The 15,565-nt window shown below is 64.1% G+C and carries 16 protein-coding genes; 9 read left to right on the plus strand and 7 right to left on the minus strand.

Annotation, left to right across the window (positions count from 1 at the left end):
* The first annotated feature begins 58 nt into the window (after positions 1 to 58).
* The 3 genes from GM909_RS04610 to GM909_RS04620 all read left to right on the plus strand — a co-directional run bounded on the left by GM909_RS04610 (position 59) and on the right by GM909_RS04620 (position 2,872).
* Positions 59 to 1,225 carry an acetyl-CoA acetyltransferase gene (locus tag GM909_RS04610; RefSeq protein ID WP_157015036.1) on the plus strand — a complete coding sequence of 389 codons (1,167 nt, stop codon included), beginning with the start codon at positions 59 to 61 and terminating at the stop codon, positions 1,223 to 1,225.
* On the plus strand, positions 1,222 to 1,965 hold the full coding sequence (locus tag GM909_RS04615; protein ID WP_157015037.1) for an SDR family NAD(P)-dependent oxidoreductase: 744 nt from the start codon (positions 1,222 to 1,224) through the stop codon (positions 1,963 to 1,965). Before GM909_RS04610 ends, GM909_RS04615 begins: the two co-directional genes overlap by 4 nt.
* A 130-nt stretch (positions 1,966 to 2,095) precedes the next feature.
* Positions 2,096 to 2,872: a type III pantothenate kinase gene (locus GM909_RS04620; RefSeq protein WP_157015038.1), complete on the plus strand. Its 777-nt coding sequence runs from the start codon at positions 2,096 to 2,098 to the stop codon at positions 2,870 to 2,872.
* Here the strand turns inward: GM909_RS04620 and GM909_RS04625 are convergent.
* Positions 2,842 to 3,612 (minus strand): DUF3750 domain-containing protein, encoded by a 771-nt coding sequence (locus tag GM909_RS04625; RefSeq protein ID WP_157015039.1) that lies wholly within the window; start codon positions 3,610 to 3,612, stop codon positions 2,842 to 2,844. The two genes, GM909_RS04620 and GM909_RS04625, sit on opposite strands and share 31 nt — an antisense overlap.
* 55 nt (positions 3,613 to 3,667) lie before the next feature.
* Between GM909_RS04625 and GM909_RS04630 the strand changes: the two genes are divergently transcribed.
* Positions 3,668 to 4,690: an asparaginase gene (locus GM909_RS04630; RefSeq protein ID WP_157015040.1), complete on the plus strand. Its 1,023-nt coding sequence runs from the start codon at positions 3,668 to 3,670 to the stop codon at positions 4,688 to 4,690.
* 98 nt (positions 4,691 to 4,788) lie between these two features.
* Positions 4,789 to 5,265, plus strand: coding sequence for a transcription elongation factor GreA (gene greA / locus GM909_RS04635; protein ID WP_157015041.1), 477 nt, complete (start codon positions 4,789 to 4,791; stop codon positions 5,263 to 5,265).
* Positions 5,266 to 5,393: 128 nt separating this feature from the next.
* Here greA and GM909_RS04640 read toward each other — a convergent pair whose 3' ends face one another.
* From GM909_RS04640 to GM909_RS04655, 4 genes are all read right to left on the minus strand, one after another.
* Positions 5,394 to 5,780: a type II toxin-antitoxin system death-on-curing family toxin gene (locus GM909_RS04640; RefSeq protein WP_157015042.1), complete on the minus strand. Its 387-nt coding sequence runs from the start codon at positions 5,778 to 5,780 to the stop codon at positions 5,394 to 5,396.
* Positions 5,777 to 5,998, minus strand: coding sequence for an AbrB/MazE/SpoVT family DNA-binding domain-containing protein (locus tag GM909_RS04645; RefSeq protein ID WP_157015043.1), 222 nt, complete (start codon positions 5,996 to 5,998; stop codon positions 5,777 to 5,779). Before GM909_RS04645 ends, GM909_RS04640 begins: the two co-directional genes overlap by 4 nt.
* Positions 5,999 to 6,101: 103 nt before the next feature.
* A complete protein-coding gene (gene scpA / locus GM909_RS04650; protein ID WP_157015044.1) occupies positions 6,102 to 8,225 on the minus strand; it encodes a methylmalonyl-CoA mutase in 2,124 nt (707 codons plus the stop codon).
* Positions 8,222 to 9,661: a methylmalonyl-CoA mutase family protein gene (locus tag GM909_RS04655; protein WP_157015045.1), complete on the minus strand. Its 1,440-nt coding sequence runs from the start codon at positions 9,659 to 9,661 to the stop codon at positions 8,222 to 8,224. Before GM909_RS04655 ends, scpA begins: the two co-directional genes overlap by 4 nt.
* A gap of 362 nt (positions 9,662 to 10,023) precedes the next feature.
* On the opposite strand from GM909_RS04655, the gene GM909_RS04660 reads away from it, so the two are divergent.
* Complete coding sequence (locus GM909_RS04660) at positions 10,024 to 11,586, plus strand: helicase HerA-like C-terminal domain-containing protein (protein ID WP_157015046.1); 1,563 nt, start codon at positions 10,024 to 10,026, stop codon at positions 11,584 to 11,586.
* 46 nt (positions 11,587 to 11,632) lie between these two features.
* Here GM909_RS04660 and GM909_RS04665 read toward each other — a convergent pair whose 3' ends face one another.
* Together GM909_RS04665 and GM909_RS04670 are read right to left on the minus strand one after the other, a co-directional pair.
* The gene (locus GM909_RS04665; protein ID WP_157015047.1) at positions 11,633 to 12,352 is read right to left on the minus strand and encodes a L,D-transpeptidase; all 720 of its coding nucleotides are present in this window, start codon (positions 12,350 to 12,352) and stop codon (positions 11,633 to 11,635) included.
* 179 nt (positions 12,353 to 12,531) lie between these two features.
* Positions 12,532 to 13,194, minus strand: coding sequence for a haloacid dehalogenase type II (locus tag GM909_RS04670; RefSeq protein ID WP_157015048.1), 663 nt, complete (start codon positions 13,192 to 13,194; stop codon positions 12,532 to 12,534).
* A 147-nt stretch (positions 13,195 to 13,341) separates the two neighbouring features.
* Here GM909_RS04670 and GM909_RS04675 point away from each other — a divergent pair, with 147 nt between their 5' ends.
* The 3 genes from GM909_RS04675 (at position 13,342) to GM909_RS04685 (ending at position 15,553) form a co-directional block, all read left to right on the plus strand.
* A complete protein-coding gene (locus GM909_RS04675; protein WP_198174130.1) occupies positions 13,342 to 14,217 on the plus strand; it encodes a branched-chain amino acid aminotransferase in 876 nt (291 codons plus the stop codon).
* Between the two features lie 112 nt (positions 14,218 to 14,329).
* Positions 14,330 to 14,932 carry a superoxide dismutase gene (locus tag GM909_RS04680; protein WP_157015050.1) on the plus strand — a complete coding sequence of 201 codons (603 nt, stop codon included), beginning with the start codon at positions 14,330 to 14,332 and terminating at the stop codon, positions 14,930 to 14,932.
* A gap of 168 nt (positions 14,933 to 15,100) precedes the next feature.
* Entirely contained in the window at positions 15,101 to 15,553 is a 453-nt protein-coding gene (locus tag GM909_RS04685) for a c-type cytochrome (RefSeq protein ID WP_157015051.1), read from the plus strand.
* Positions 15,554 to 15,565 lie beyond the last annotated feature (12 nt).

Raw genomic sequence — 15,565 nt, forward strand, 5'->3', positions numbered from 1 at the left:
TTGCCGCGGCCGGACTTTCCGCTAAAGTGGCTGGCTGCAGAACCCACGGAGGAAAATCATGTCCGCATCGATCGTCGGCTGGGCCCATTCGCCTTTCGGCAAGCTGGAAGAGGAGACGCTGGAAGGGCTGATCACGCGCGTGGCCGGCGACGCACTGGACCATGCAGGCATCGGCCCCGACGATGTCGACGAGATCGTGCTCGGGCATTTCAACGCCGGCTTCTCGCCGCAGGATTTCACCGCCAGCCTGGTGCTCCAGGCCGACGACCGGCTGCGCTTCAAGCCGGCAACGCGGGTGGAAAACGCCTGCGCCACCGGTTCGGCCGCCGTGCGCCAGGGTTTGCGCGCGATCGATGCCGGCGCCGCGCGGATCGTGCTCGTGGTCGGTGCGGAGCAGATGACGAAGACGCCGGGCCCGGAGATCGGCAAGAACCTCTTGAAGGCGTCCTACCTGCCGGAAGAGGGCGACACGCCGGGCGGTTTCGCCGGAGTTTTCGGCAAGATCGCCGGCGCCTATTTCCAGCGCTACGGCGATCAGTCCGACGCGTTGGCGCGGATTGCCGCAAAGAACCACAAGAACGGCGTGGACAATCCTTATGCCCAGATGCGCAAGGATCTGGGCTATGATTTCTGCCGCCAGGAAAGTGAAAAGAACCCCTACGTCGCCGGGCCGCTCAAGCGCACCGACTGCTCGCTCGTTTCCGACGGTGCGGCGGCAATCGTGCTTGCCGACACCGAAACCGCGCTGTCGATGCGCCGTGCCGTGGCCTTCCGCGCCAATGAGCATGTGCAGGACTTCCTGCCCATGTCGAAGCGCGACATCCTGCAATTCGAAGGCTGTGGCGAAGGCTGGAAGCGGGCGCTCGCCAAGGCGCGGCTCAAGATCGACGACTTGTCCTTCGTCGAGACGCATGACTGCTTCACGATCGCCGAACTGATCGAATATGAGGCGATGGGACTGGCCAAACCCGGCGAGGGCGCCAAGATCGCGCTCGAAGGGCAGACCGAGAAGACCGGGCGTCTGCCGGTCAATCCGTCGGGCGGGCTGAAGGCCAAGGGCCATCCGATCGGTGCAACGGGGGTGTCGATGCATGCCCTGACAGCCATGCAACTGACAGGTGAGGCCGGCGGCATCCAGGTGCCGGAGGCGACGCTTGGCGGCATCTTCAACATGGGCGGCGCCGCGGTCGCCAACTATGTTTCGATCCTCGAACGGATCAAATGAGACAGGCGGCAGTCGTCACGGGCGGCGCATCGGGCATCGGACTGGCCGTTGCCGAGCGCCTGCTCGACGACGGCTGGCCGGTTGCGCTGCTCGATGCCAATGAGGATGCCCTGACCGTGGCCGAGGACATGCTGGCGGGCGAGGACGCCATATTCCTGTCCATGGACGTGACCGACGAGGACGAGGTGGCGACGGCCTTCGACGCGGTGGTCGACCGGGTCGGCCTGATCGGCGGTCTGGTGAACTCGGCCGGCGTGGCACGCGACGTCGCGGCCATGGAGACCAGCGCCGAACTGTTCCGCTATGTGCTCGATGTCAATCTCGTCGGCTCCTTCATCTGCGCCAGAGCAGCCGTAGAGCGGCGCAGCGATACGCTGTCGATCGTCAATATCGGCTCCGTCTCGGGGTTGCGCGCCAATGCCGGACGGGTAGCCTATGGCGCGGCCAAGGCCGGCGTGAAGCTGATGTCGGAAGTCATGGCGGTTGAACTCGGACACCAAAATGTGCGGGTCAACTGCGTCGCGCCGGGAGCCATCGAAACGCCGATGGTGGCACGGCTCCATGACGAAGAGGACCGGCGGCAATGGACACAGCGCACGCCGCTGCACCGCTATGGAAAACCGGACGACGTGGCGGCGATGGTCGCCTTTCTGCTTTCGCCGGAGGCGGCCTATGTCAACGGCCAGACGGTCGCCGTGGACGGCGGATTCCTGGCCGCCGGCATCATGCGTCCGGATTGAGACGCCAAGCGGTGGAGACTTTGCCCGGTGCGCCATTATCTTCAAATGAACGCGGCTCGATGCTTGCAGATGCAGGAAAGCGTCCGCATTGCGATCGTCGCGGGTGAACAGATCCGGAGGGATGCCGAGAATGCTACTGGCAATTGAGCAGGGCAACACCAACAGCATGTTTGCCGTCCATGACGGGACAAACTGGATTGCCCAGTGGCGCAGCGCGACCGAACCCAACCGCACCGCCGACGAATATGCCGTGTGGCTGGCGCAGCTTGTCGCCATGGTCGGCCTCGAGCTGGGTGAACTCGATGCCTGCATCGTCTCTAGCGTCGTGCCGCAATCAGTCTTCAACCTGCGCAACCTCTCGCGGCGCTATCTGGGTGTGGAGCCGCTGATCATCGGGGAGAATGTCGACCTCGCCATTCCCGTGCGCGTCTCCAAGCCGTCCGAGGTGGGTGCCGACCGCATCGTCAACGCCATTGGCGCGCATATCTGCTATCCCGGGCCGCTTATCGTGGTCGACAGCGGAACCGCGACGACGATCGATGTGGTCGCCGCCGACGGCGGTTTCGAGGGTGGGGCCATCGCTCCCGGCATCCATCTGTCCGTCGAGGCGCTGCATTCGGCGGCGGCGAAACTGCCGCGCGTGGCGCTGAAGAAGCCGGATCGGGTCGTCGGCAACGATACGGTCAGCGCGATGCAATCGGGTGTCTTCTGGGGCTACATCGCATTGGTCGAGGGCATGATCACGCGCATCAAGGCCGAGCGTCAGGAAGACATGACGGTCGTCGCGACGGGCGGCATTGCGGCGCTCTTTCACGATGCGACGGACGTGATTCACCATTTCGATCCGGACGTCACGATCCGCGGGCTTCTGGAGCTCTATCGGAGAAACAGCGGCAGTCGCCCATAGGCGGGGATCTTGAGCGCCGGCCTGGCGAAGTCGATGCCGGCAACCAGGCCGAACAGGTGGATCTCGAAGCCCGAGCGTGCGCCCGCGGCAAATCCCATCAATCCGCCCAATGTGGCGTGGATGTCGCGCCAATCGGGGGCCAGATCGACTGCGGCAAAACCGGGCGCGAAATCGCGCCCGGTTGCATTGGAGGGTGCGACGACGTCGATTTCGGGCACCTGGCGCAACACATGGGCGACGAAGCTGTTCGAGTTCGGTCCCGGCCAGATGTAATAATCGCCGCGCCTCGAATAGGGATAGGAGGCGATCGCCGCCTCGATCCGGGGAATGAGGGCCGCGGCCGCATCGCCTTCCAGGGCATGCACGATCTCGGGCGTGTTGGAATACCAGCGGGCGTCGGGGGTGTAGGCATTGCGCCTGACGGGGCTGCCCCATCCGACCTTGTCGTAGCGTTCATAGGGGCAGTTGCAGGCCCGTTTGAAGACGATCCAGCTATGGACGGATATGGCGCCCTTCATGCCGCCGGTCCGCGCTGCCATCAGGTAGACGGCGGCGTCCGGGTGGGCTGCAGCAGGCGGCAGCACGCCGCTGGCCGACCAGTCGGCGGTGCTCCAGGAGGAGGGCCGCTCCAGCATGCCCCACCACGCCGCCGTCGCCAGGGTGGGCAAAATGAAGACGATCGCGACGAACAGCGCCAGAATTTTGAGCGCGCGGCGCAGTGAAAAGCCTTTGCGTTGCATGGCCCAACCGAATAGTTGCTGGTCGATGAACGGCAATGCAATTTTCGGTGATGGAATGGAAAATCCTGTTCTCGTCGAAGTCCTGCGCGGCGATATCGTGGAAAGCCGCCATCGCGGTGCTGTGGCGGTGATCGATGCCGAGGGATCTGTCGTCGCGGCGCTTGGCGACATCGAGCGTCCGGTCTTGCCGCGTTCTGCGGTCAAGGCGATCCAGGCCCTGCCGCTGGTGGAAAGCGGGGCGGCGGATGCCTTTGGCTTCGGCGACAAGGAGCTTGCGCTGGCCTGTGCGTCGCATTCCGGCGAGCCCGAGCACGCCACACTCGCTGCGGCGATGCTGGCGCGGGCGGGTCTTGGCGGCGAGGCGCTGGAATGCGGGTCGCACTGGCCGCTCGGCGAGACCGCCACGCTTGAGCTCGCAAGGGCGGGGAAGACGCCGACACCGCTGCACAACAATTGCTCGGGAAAACATGCCGGCTTCATATGCGCCTGCTGCCACATGGAACTCGACCATCGCGGCTATGTGGAGGCCGCTCATCCCTACCAGATGATGATCCGCGATGCGATGGAGGTCGTCACAGGTGCGCCGCACGGGGCCGAAAACCATGCCATCGACGGCTGCTCGATCCCGACCTATTCCGTGCCCTTGCGGGCGCTGGCGCAGGGTTTCGCGCGCATGGCGACGGGGCACGGGTTCGGGCCGGTGCGTGCCAGCGCGGCGCACCGGCTGTTCGGCGCATGCATGGCCGAGCCTTTTTACGTCGCCGGATCGGACCGTGCCGATACGAAGATCATGCAGGCGGGCGGCGGCCGCGTCTTCGTCAAGACCGGGGCGGAGGGCGTATACTGCGCGGCTTTGCCGGCGCTCGGCCTCGGCATCGCGCTCAAATGCGACGATGGCGCGACACGGGCTTCGGAGGTGATGGTGGCAAAGGTGCTGGCGGATCTCATTCGCCGGTCGCAGCCGGACTTGTCATCGCGGCTCGATGGACTGACGCATGCGGCCGTCGTCAGCCGAAAAGGCGTGAATGTGGGCTCCATCCGTGTCACCAAGAGCCTCGCCGTGCCCGGTGCTGGCTGAAGCGTCGACCCATAGTGGTAGGCACGGCAGGGCCGACATCATTTCAGATAGCCGGCATGCGGCTTGCCGGAGGCACGTCGGCGGATTAGCATCGCTCGATGAGCAGGGCTTTCACACGCGAAGACGACAGCGACGGCGGGCTGAACGACATCGGCGAACGGCCGGTCAGCCGTCACCGCAATCTCGTGACGCGCGAGGGGCTGCAGAAGATCGACGCCGAACTGGCCACGTTACATGAACGGCTTGCCAGGGCGGAAGCGGCGAGTGACCGCCAGGACATCGCCCTGGTCGCGCGCGACCTTCGCTACTGGACGGCGCGCCGGGAAACGGCGGAAGTGTCGGTGCCCGAGGCCGGCAGCACGGTCGTGCGTTTCGGCATGACGGTGACGATCGAGAACGAGGACGGCAAGCGCAACGTCTGGAAGATCGTCGGCGAGGACGAGGCCGATGCCGCGCACGGCATGATCTCGCATGTCTCGCCGATGGCCCAGGCGCTGTTCGGCAAGGCCGTTGGCGACCTGGTGACCGTCGGCGACCACGAATGGGAAATCGTGGAACTGAAGGCTGGTGCGTGAGCGCCTGGCGCTAGCGCGCGTTCGCTTCAAACGGAAACGTTTGAAGCAAAGATATGCGCGCCAGATCAATATGTTGGAGCATGTACCTTTCGCTCAAACGATTCCGCTTGAGCGGGACATGCTCTATCCTATTCGATGGGCACCGCGAAATCACGGAAGAAGGCGGCCGCGCCTTCTTCGTCGATCTCGCCTGCGGCGACTCCCATCACGAAGCTGTAAAGGGTTCCGTCGTCGGCAGTCAGTTCATAGCCATTGAGGATGAGAAACGCGCCGGCGGCAACGATTGCCGTCCGCTTGTTGCCGTCAACAAAGGCATGATTGCGGGCAAGGCCGAACAGATAGGCGGCGGCAAGATCCTGCACTTCAGGTTCACCATAAGCGGCCTTGTTCTCCGCACGGGCAAGCGCTGATTCCAGTGCGTTGTCGTCGCGGATTCCAGACGCGCCGCCGTGTCGACGCAATTGTTCGCCGTGCATCGCCTCGACGGCGCTTCGCGATAGAAACCGCCAGCTCATTCGGCCAGCTTCTGCAGAGCGACCTTGTACTTGTCCATGACCTTGCGCGCCGCTTCCATCTGGCTTTCAAAACTGTCGTCCTTGACTTTGAGGCCAATGGTGTCCGGAGCGTCCACAAGCTCCAGCGTGTCGCCTGCCTTGAGGTTGTGCCGCTCCAGCACCTCTTTCGGGATGATGATGCCTTCGGAATTGCCGATCTTGCGAACCGTGACGTTCATGCTCGCCTCCTTGATGTTATAACTTGAGGTATAACATGCAACGGCGTGGCCGGCAAGGAATCGTGCTGAGGCGGCGGCGCAGGAACCTCGACCGGTTGCGGCGTCAACCCGCAAGCAGCCGGTCGACGAGGTCCTCGGCGGCCTCCGGTATCACCGTGCCGGGTGGGAATATGGCGGTCGCCCCGGCCTTGAGGACGGCATTGAAATCATCGGGCGGAATAACCCCGCCGGCAACGATCATGATATCGCCTCGGCCAAGCTTCTCGAGCGCCTCGTTGAGTTCGGGCACGAGGGTGAGGTGCCCGGCGGCAAGAGAGGAGGCACCGACGACGTGCACGTCGTTCTCGGCGGCGAGTTTTGCGATTTCCTCCGGCGTCTGGAACATGGCCCCGACGGTCACGTCGAAGCCGAGATCGGCAAAGGCGGTGGCGATCACCTTCTGGCCGCGGTCGTGGCCGTCCTGGCCCATCTTGGCGATCAGAATGCGCGGCGCGCCGCCGGTCTTCTTGCGGAAGGCATCGACCTTTTCCTGGACGCGCGCGACAGCGGGCACATCGCCCAGCTCCTTGCGGTAGACGCCCTTGATCGTCTGCACGGAGGCGACGTGCCGGCCGAACACCTTTTCCATCGCCAGCGACATCTCGCCGACCGTGGCGCCGGCACGCGCCGCATTGACGCAGAATTCGAGCAGATTGGCGTTGCCGCGTGCTGCCTCGGTGAGCGCTGAAAGCGCGCTCTCGACGGCGTTGACGTCGCGGGTTCCCTTGAGCTGCTGCAGCTTGGCGAGCTGGCGCGCGCGCACCTCGGCATTGTCGACCTTGAGGACGTCGACTTCCAGATCCTGCTCGGGTCTGAACGCATTGACGCCGACAAGGGTCTGTTGGCCGGAATCGATGCGCGCCTGCGTTCGTGCCGCGGCCTCCTCGATGTGCATCTTCGGAATGCCCTTTTCGATGGCGGCGGCCATGCCGCCATACGATTCCACCTCCTCGATATGCTGCAATGCGCGCGCGGCGAGGTCGTGCGTCAGGCGTTCGACATAGGCCGAGCCGCCCCACGGGTCGATCGTGCGCGTGGTGCCGGACTCGGTTTGCAGAATGATCTGCGTGTTGCGCGCGATGCGGGCCGAATGGTCGGTCGGCAGGGCCAGCGCCTCGTCGAAGGCGTTGGTGTGCAGCGATTGCGTGTGCCCCTGGGTTGCGGCCATCGCCTCGATCATGGTGCGCACGATGTTGTTGTAGGGATCCTGCGCGGTCAGCGACCAGCCCGAGGTCTGGCAATGGGCGCGCAGCGACAGCGAGCGTTCCTTCTTCGGCGCAAAATTGCGCTCCATCAGGAGAGCCCACAGGAGCCGACCGGCGCGCAACTTGGCGACTTCCATGAAGAAGTTCATGCCGGCATTCCAGAAGAAGGACAGCCGCGGCGCGAAGCTGTCGACGTCGAGGCCTGCGGCGATCCCGGCGCGCACATAATCGATGCCGTCGGCGATCGTGTAGGCGAGCTCGAGATCGACCGTCGCCCCGGCCTCCTGGATATGGTAGCCGGAGATCGAGATCGAATTGAACTTCGGCATGCGCTGCGACGTGTAGGCGAAGATGTCGGAGATGATCCGCATCGACGGCTTGGGCGGATAGATATAGGTGTTGCGGACCATGAACTCCTTCAGAATGTCGTTCTGAATGGTCCCGGCGAGATCGGCCTCGGCCACACCCTGTTCCTCGCCGGCCACGATGTAGAGCGCCATGATCGGCAATACCGCGCCGTTCATGGTCATCGACACGGTCATCTTGTCGAGCGGGATGCCGTCGAAGAGCTGACGCATGTCGAGAATGGAATCGATCGCCACGCCGGCCATGCCGACATCGCCCGCGACCCGCGGATGGTCGCTGTCATAGCCGCGATGAGTGGCAAGGTCGAACGCCACAGACAAGCCCTTCTGACCGGCGGCGAGGTTGCGCCGGTAAAAGGCGTTCGATTCCTCGGCCGTCGAGAACCCCGCATATTGCCGGATCGTCCATGGCTGCTGGACATACATGGTCGGATAGGGGCCGCGCAGAAAGGGCGCAATGCCGGGATAGCTGTCCAGGAAAGGCAGGTCGGCGAGGTCCGCCTCACTGTAGGAACGCTTGACGCGGATGCCTTCGGGCGTTGCCCAGTCGCGGGCCTCGTTCGCCAGATCGTCACTGTCGGGCGACTGCCAGGCAAGCTTGTTGAAATCCGGGATCATGCGTCACCACCGGCCAATTCGTCGTCGCGCATGGCGGCCAATTGCTCGCAGAACATGACGCCATCCTGGGGTATCGGTCGGCGGGGCGCGGCAAGGCTCGCGACCGTACGCTCCGTTTCGGCAGGATATACCGTCGTGCCGACAATGCTGCGCCGGCCGTTGCGCAGCGCTTCAGCCCGTTCGTCGCGTGCGCTGCGGACGCGTTGCTGGAATTTGCCCTCGGCTAGGCTGTACAGAATGCCGCCCTCGGCCTCGATGACCTGGAATTCGCGCCATGCCGCGCGGCACAGCGCGTCGGTCAACTCTTCGACGCCGCCTGCTCCGGCCGCCGGGTCGCCGACGAAGTCGATATGGCTCTCCTGAGCCAGGACGAGGTGCGTGTTGCGGGCGATGCGCCGCGCGAATGCGTCGGGCAGGCCGTGGGCATAGGTGTGCGGCAGGACCGATATCGCGTCCGCGCCGCCACAGGCAGCGGCAAACACCGCGATGGTGGAGCGCAGGATGTTGGTCTCGGGATCCTTCTCGGCCAGCATGCGCCACGAGGTCTCGGCGTGAATGCGTGCCGGCGACGGCTCGATGGAGCAGGCTTCCTGAACGCGCGTCCAAAGCCGCCTCAGCGCGCGCAGCTTGGCCATGGTCAGGAACTGGTCCTGGGTGGCCGCCGTCGCGAAGCCGATATGCGGCGCGGCGTAGATGAGCGGCTGCCTGGCCATTTCGAACATGCGCAGATGCGAGGCGGCCGAGGCGATCATGAAGCCCAGTTCCTGCGCCTCGGTGGCGCCGGCATTGTGGCAGACCCGCCCGTCGGCCTCCAGAAGAACGCCGGGAACGCCGAGCGCGAAGAAATGCGCCAGTGATTGCGGCATCGAGGCCAGCAGCGCCTCGATCGACATGCGCAGCCGCCCGGTGCCGGCAAAAAGCGCCGCCGGATCGATGCCGAACGACAATGTCAACCGCCCCGGATCGGCCCGCCGCTCGGTCAGATGGGCGACCAGCCATTCGAGCGACAAGCGGCTCGTCGGATGCGTATCGATGCGCAGATGCAGCTTGTTGAGCGGCAGGTCCTTCAGCACCTGCGCCACGGCGTCCTGTGTCGCCGGCAGGCCGAAGCCGAATGCGTTGGGCGCGCCTTCGAAGACGAGCGACAGCCCCGTGGCGCCGTTGGCGATGTCGTCGGCCGCCTGGAGGCTGGCGCGCGCCAGGTCGGGGTCGTCGACGCGCTGCACCGAGTGCCACATGGAACCGGGCTGGGCGCGGTGCTGCGGCCGGGGATCGTGGAGACGTTCGTAGAGCGGATCGATGCGGATGCCGTCGTCGCTGTAGGAAACCAGCGCCTCGTCAAAAGACGTTCCCTTGAGCGCCTTCGTCGCCAGTGCCAGCCATTCCTCGCGGCTTGGCGCCGGGAATCGAGAGCTATCGATCAGATTGCTTTCCATCATCTGTCCGCAGTGAAAGGAGCATGCCCACCAGTCATGACTTTAAGGCCGTTGTCCGTGCGCGGCAACATGACTGCCGGGCAGGCCCGCCCTTTCCGGCGCGCGCCGACGGGAGTGTTGCAGCCAAACCTCAGACGGGCCGGACCGTACGGTCCGCAGCTCTCCGCCGTTCGACATGGTTTCATTTCGCTTCTCCCGCGGCAATCCCGGCTACCATCGGATACAGTCTGGCGGCGGGCCCGGCAACTGGCCTTTGGTCCAATCGATGCAACACCGTTGTGAGACACGGATGCGGCGATTATAGGTTGACCCAGGATGTGGACGCCTGCGGGCTGCCGCGACAATGGATTGGAGGGTGACATATGGGGGGTGACGACAGCCTCTTCCTCGGAGCAAGCCGCACGCCTGACGACGCTTACCAGAGGCCCGAGGAACTGCTTTACAAATATGCCAATCGCCATGGCCTCGTCACCGGCGCCACCGGCACTGGCAAGACGGTGTCGCTGCAGGTGCTCGCCGAGGGGTTCTCCAAAGCCGGCGTCCCGGTCTTCTGTGCCGACATCAAGGGCGACCTCTCCGGCATCTCGATGGCCGGCGAGGCCAAGGATTTCCTGCTCAAACGTGCCGAGGCGGTGCGGCTCGATCCATACGAGTTCGAGCAGTTTCCAGTCATCTTCTGGGATCTTTTCGGCGAACAAGGCCACCCCGTTCGCACGACCATAACGCAGATGGGGCCGCTACTCCTGTCGCGGCTGATGAACCTGTCGGACGCCCAGGAAGGGGTGCTCAACATCGCCTTTCGCATCGCCGACGAGGAGGGGATGCTGCTGCTCAACATGAAGGACCTGCAGGCGATGCTGGTCAATCTGGCCGAACGTGCCGACGAGATTTCGGCGCGCTACGGCAATGTCTCCAAGCAGTCGGTCGGCGCCATCCAGCGCTCCCTCCTGGTGCTGGAGCAGCAGGGCGGCGATCATTTCTTCGGCGAGCCGTCGCTGCATATCAAGGACATCATGCGTACGACGAAGGACGGACGCGGCGCCATCAACGTGCTTGCCGCCGACAAGCTGATGATGAATCCGCGCCTCTACGCGACCTTCCTGTTGTGGCTTCTGTCGGAACTGTTCGAGGTCCTGCCGGAGATCGGCGATCCGGAGCGGCCGAAGCTGGTCTTCTTCTTCGACGAGGCGCATCTCTTGTTCGACGAGGCGCCCAAGATCCTCATCGACCGCGTGGAGCAGGTGGTTCGCCTGATCCGCTCCAAGGGCGTCGGCGTCTATTTCGTGACGCAGAACCCGCTGGACGTGCCCGAGACCGTGCTGGCGCAATTGGGCAACCGGGTGCAGCACGCGCTGCGCGCCTATACCCCACCCGAGCAGAAGGCGGTCAAGACGGCAGCCGATACCTTCCGCCCCAACCCCGATTTCGACTGCGCCGATGCAATCACCCAGCTCGGTGTTGGCGAGGCGCTCGTGTCCACCCTCGAGGAAAAGGGTGTGCCGTCGATGGTCCAGCGCACGCTCATCAGGCCGCCGTCATCGCGTTTGGGCGCGATCACCGAGGCCGAGCGTCAGGAAATCATGAAAATCAGTCCCGTCGCCGGACGGTATGACGAGGCCGTCGACCGGGAGTCCGCGTTCGAGATCCTGCGCAAGCGGACCGAAGACGCGGCGCAGGCACACCAGGAAGCCACACAGGAGCAGCCGGCGGGCGAGCGCTCGCGCTGGACCCTGCCGGATTTCGACGAGGATTACGAGAAGCGCATGGGCCGCACGACAAGCCGGTCCAGGACGACGTCCAGCCGCTCGCGGAGCTCCGGCCGCCAGTCGGTCACCGAGGCGACCATCAAATCCGTGGCCCGATCGATGGGCACGTCGCTCGGCCGGGCGATCGTGCGCGGTATCCTGGGCAGCCTGAAACGGTGAAGCGGACCGGAGCGGGCGGCTTCTTGTGCCGCCCGCCTGCCAATCTTCAGTAGACGACGATGGGCGTCTTGTTGGGAACGCGGCTGTAGAGGTCGATGACGTCCTGATTGACCATCCGTACGCAACCGGAGGACACCGATTTGCCGATGGTCCACCATTCGGGAGAGCCGTGGACACGGTAGAGCGTGTCCTTGCCGTCCTGGAAGATGTAGAGTGCGCGGGCGCCAAGAGGGTTTTTCAGGCCGGGCGCCATGCCGCCATTGCGCACGCTGTATTTCTCCAGATCAGGCGAGCGCGCGATCATCTCGTCCGGCGGCGTCCATGTCGGCCAGGGCCGCTTCCACTGGATGAGGGCGCGGCCCGACCATTCGAAGCCGGCGCGTCCCAGGCCCACGCCATAGCGAATGGCCTGGCCGGATTCGCGCACGAGGTAGAGGTAGTGATTGGACGTGTCGACGACGACCGAGCCCGGCCGCTCGCCGGTCGGGTCGGTCACGATCTGGCGCAGAAACTGTTCCTCGATCTTTTGCACCGGCACCGGCGGTATCTCGAAGCCGCCATCGGCAACCGGGCCGTACATTGTCCTGTACCCGGCCATCGATTCATCGATGTGCAGATCGGACGGCGTTTTCGTTCCCGACGCGGGCCCCGACGGCTCGCCCAGCGTGGTGCAGGATGCCAGCGATGCGGAGGCCGCGCCGGCAATGGACGCTCGAAGAAAGGCGCGCCGGTCGAGGCGCGCGTGAAAAGCAGAACTGGTGGACATTCTAACCTGTAACCCAAGACATTGAACCCGATGCGCCGCCGAGATGCCGGGAGCGCCCCCTCCCGCAGGATGCGATAGGCGTTTCCAATTCTGGCTGCAGGGTGATGAAAGAATGGCAAAGGCGTGACTGCGCCGCCCTGTGACATTCACGCAACAGCGGCGCCCACCGCGGCTGCGCGTCAGGAGGCCTTCAGAATACCGTTGAGGGAGGGCAGGATGAGCCCGGGCGGGTAGTCGCGATACTCGTCCGGCTGGTCGGTGCGGTTGATCCAGACGGTGCGGAAGCCGAATTTCGTCGCCCCGGCAACGTCCCAGCGATTGGATGACTGGAACGAGACCGCATCGGGATAGAGTCGCCAGGCCGTGGTCACGAGGTCGTAGACGGCCGGATCGGTCTTGAACCTGCCGATCGCATCGACGGAAAAGATGTCGTCGAGCACGATGTCGAGGCCGGCCGACTTCGCTGCGGCCTCCAGCATGGCGGGCGAGCCGTTGGAAAGGATCGCCAGGCGTGCGCCATCGGCCTTGAGCGCCTTGAGGACGGCCGGAACCTCGGGATAGCAGTCGAGCTTCCAGTAGGCGTCGAGCAGGTCGGCGCGCAGGCTCCTGTCGGCCGAGGGGACCTTGTCGAAGGCGAAGTCGAGCGCCTGCACGGTCAATTCCCAGAAATCGAGATAGGCGCCCATCATCGACCGGGTCCAGGAATATTCGAGCTGCTTGGCGCGCCAGATCTCCGACAGCGCCTGTCCCTCGGGACCGATCCCGGCGGCGTGACGGCGCACGGCCGCATGCACGTCGAACAACGTGCCGTAAGCGTCGAATATGTATGCTGCGTGATGCATCGGCACCGAACCCCTTCGAGACGAGTTGATCGAAAGAGCGGGATGCGGTCAAGTGGTGCTCTGGCGTAAGAAATTTCGTTCCGCAGGCGATTGACGCATGCCGGCGAAAGTCTATCCATAGGCGCCCATCAATCAGGGATGCAGACAATGGCTGTGGACACATCGGCGGATTCGACCACCTGGACCTATCTCGACGGGGATTGGCACGAGGGCAATGTCGCGATCGTGGGGCCGCGCAGTCACGTCATGTGGCTCGGATCGAGCGTGTTCGACGGCGCGCGCTGGTTCGATGGCGTGGCGCCCGACCTCGACCGGCACAGCGCGCGGGTCAACGATTCCGCGATTGCGCTGGGGCTCAAGCCGACCATGAGCGTCGACGAGATCGTCGGTCTGACGCGTGACGGGCTGCAGAAGTTCGACGGCAAGACCGCCGTTTATATCCGGCCGATGTACTGGGCCGAGCACGGCGGCTATATGGGCGTTCCGGCCGATCCCGCCTCGACGCGTTTCTGCCTCTGCCTCTACGAGGCGCCGATGATCGCGCCGTCGGGCTTTTCGGTGAGCGTTTCCCCGTTCCGCCGACCGACGATCGAGACGATGCCGACCAATGCCAAGGCGGGCTGCCTTTACCCCAACAATGCGCGCGCCATCGTCGAAGCCAAGTCGCGCGGCTTCGACAATGCGCTTGTGCTCGACATGCTGGGCAACGTCGCCGAGACGGGCACGTCGAATATTTTCATGGTCAAGGACGGCGTTGTCTTCACCCCGTCACCCAACGGCACCTTCCTGTCGGGCATCACCCGGTCGCGCACCATCAGCCTGCTCAAGGACGCCGGCATCGAGACGGTGGAAAAGACGCTGAGCGTTCGCGACTTTCTTTATGCCGACGAAATCTTCTCGACAGGCAACCACTCCAAGGTGGTTCCCGTTATCCGCATCGAGGACCGCGAACTGCAGCCGGGACCGGTGGCCAGAAAGGCGCGCGACCTTTACCTGGAGTGGGCTCATTCGCTCGCCGCCTGACAAGGCGGGGGTTGAATGAAGGATCACAGGCATAGCCGGTGTTGCGGCGCTACGCCGAGCACCTATCTTGTGCGGTGTACCGCATTGATTTTCAACGAGGGAGAATGACCCGATGGCTTTTGAACTGCCCGACCTGCCGTATGATTACGAAGCGCTTCAGCCTTACATGTCCAAGGAGACGCTCGAATATCATCACGACAAGCACCACAAGGCCTATGTCGACAACGGCAACAAGCTCGCCGCCGAGGCCGGCATGGAAGGAAAGTCGCTCGAGGAGATCGTCAAGGAATCCTTCGGCAAGAACCCCGGGCTCTTCAACAATGCCGGCCAGCACTACAACCACATCCATTTCTGGAAATGGATGAAGAAGGGCGGCGGCGGCAAGAGCCTGCCCGGCAAGCTGCAGACGGCTGTCGACAGCGATCTCGGCGGCTATGACAAGTTCCGTGCCGATTTCATCAATGCGGGCACGACGCAGTTCGGCTCCGGCTGGGCGTGGCTGGCCGTCAAGAACGGCAAGCTGGAGGTCATGAAGACGCCGAACGGCGAGAATCCGCTCGTCCATGGCGCCTCGCCGATCCTCGGCGTCGATGTGTGGGAGCATTCCTATTACATCGACTACCGCAACGCGCGGCCGAAATATCTGGAAGCCTTCGTCGACAATCTCATCAACTGGGACCACGTCCTGGAGATGTACGAAGCGGCCACGGCCTGATCGTTTCCGGCGCGTCCGGGCGGTCCGGACGCGCCGCTACGTTGACAGTGCGTCAACGAAATTTACCGACCGCTCACGCAAGCGTGACCCCCACGTTACCAATAGACGTGCAAGATCAATTCCGTAGCCAACGGGCCTAGCGCCCCTAGCCAAGCTGCGGAGGACTTCATGAAATTGTTGCTGATACCGGCAGCGGTACTTGCCCTTTCTGCGAGCGCCGTGACGGCCGCCGACGATCCGATCGCCGTGCGCCAGGCGCTGATGCAGGCCAATGCCGGGGCTGCGGGTCTTTCCGGTGCGATGTTGAAGGGCGAGCTGGACTACAATCCGGCCGTGGCGAAGGCCGCGATTGCCACCTTCAACGCGGTTGCATCGTCCTATGGCCACTATTTTCCGGAGGGTTCGGAAGGCAACGGCGAAACCACCGCTTCGCCGAAGATCTGGGAGGACATGGCCGGTTTCCAGGAGGCGGTCGGCAAGTTCGAAACCGATGCTGCCGGCGCGGTGGAGGCTTCGGGAAAGGACGGTCCGGCCGATCTCGATACGTTCAAGGCCGCCGTCGGGCCGGTGCTCGGAAACTGCAAGAGTTGCCACGAATCGTTTCGCGTGCAGGATAACTAGGCGTTCCAAAAG

It is taken from the genome of Mesorhizobium xinjiangense (genome assembly GCF_009749525.1).
Classification (GTDB): domain Bacteria; phylum Pseudomonadota; class Alphaproteobacteria; order Rhizobiales; family Rhizobiaceae; genus Mangrovimarina; species Mangrovimarina xinjiangensis.

Coding starts and splice junctions, on each gene's coding strand:
- greA (WP_157015041.1), top strand. CDS start 4,789: ATGAGCAGGGCTTTCACACGCGAAGACGACAGCGACGGCGGGCTGAAC.
- scpA (WP_157015044.1), bottom strand. CDS start 8,225: ATGATCCCGGATTTCAACAAGCTTGCCTGGCAGTCGCCCGACAGTGAC.
- GM909_RS04685 (WP_157015051.1), top strand. CDS start 15,101: ATGAAATTGTTGCTGATACCGGCAGCGGTACTTGCCCTTTCTGCGAGC.
- GM909_RS04620 (WP_157015038.1), top strand. CDS start 2,096: ATGCTACTGGCAATTGAGCAGGGCAACACCAACAGCATGTTTGCCGTC.
- GM909_RS04615 (WP_157015037.1), top strand. CDS start 1,222: ATGAGACAGGCGGCAGTCGTCACGGGCGGCGCATCGGGCATCGGACTG.
- GM909_RS04640 (WP_157015042.1), bottom strand. CDS start 5,780: ATGAGCTGGCGGTTTCTATCGCGAAGCGCCGTCGAGGCGATGCACGGC.
- GM909_RS04610 (WP_157015036.1), top strand. CDS start 59: ATGTCCGCATCGATCGTCGGCTGGGCCCATTCGCCTTTCGGCAAGCTG.
- GM909_RS04630 (WP_157015040.1), top strand. CDS start 3,668: ATGGAAAATCCTGTTCTCGTCGAAGTCCTGCGCGGCGATATCGTGGAA.
- GM909_RS04625 (WP_157015039.1), bottom strand. CDS start 3,612: ATGCAACGCAAAGGCTTTTCACTGCGCCGCGCGCTCAAAATTCTGGCG.
- GM909_RS04645 (WP_157015043.1), bottom strand. CDS start 5,998: ATGAACGTCACGGTTCGCAAGATCGGCAATTCCGAAGGCATCATCATC.
- GM909_RS04665 (WP_157015047.1), bottom strand. CDS start 12,352: ATGTCCACCAGTTCTGCTTTTCACGCGCGCCTCGACCGGCGCGCCTTT.
- GM909_RS04670 (WP_157015048.1), bottom strand. CDS start 13,194: ATGCATCACGCAGCATACATATTCGACGCTTACGGCACGTTGTTCGAC.
- GM909_RS04655 (WP_157015045.1), bottom strand. CDS start 9,661: ATGGAAAGCAATCTGATCGATAGCTCTCGATTCCCGGCGCCAAGCCGC.
- GM909_RS04675 (WP_198174130.1), top strand. CDS start 13,342: ATGGCTGTGGACACATCGGCGGATTCGACCACCTGGACCTATCTCGAC.
- GM909_RS04680 (WP_157015050.1), top strand. CDS start 14,330: ATGGCTTTTGAACTGCCCGACCTGCCGTATGATTACGAAGCGCTTCAG.
- GM909_RS04660 (WP_157015046.1), top strand. CDS start 10,024: ATGGGGGGTGACGACAGCCTCTTCCTCGGAGCAAGCCGCACGCCTGAC.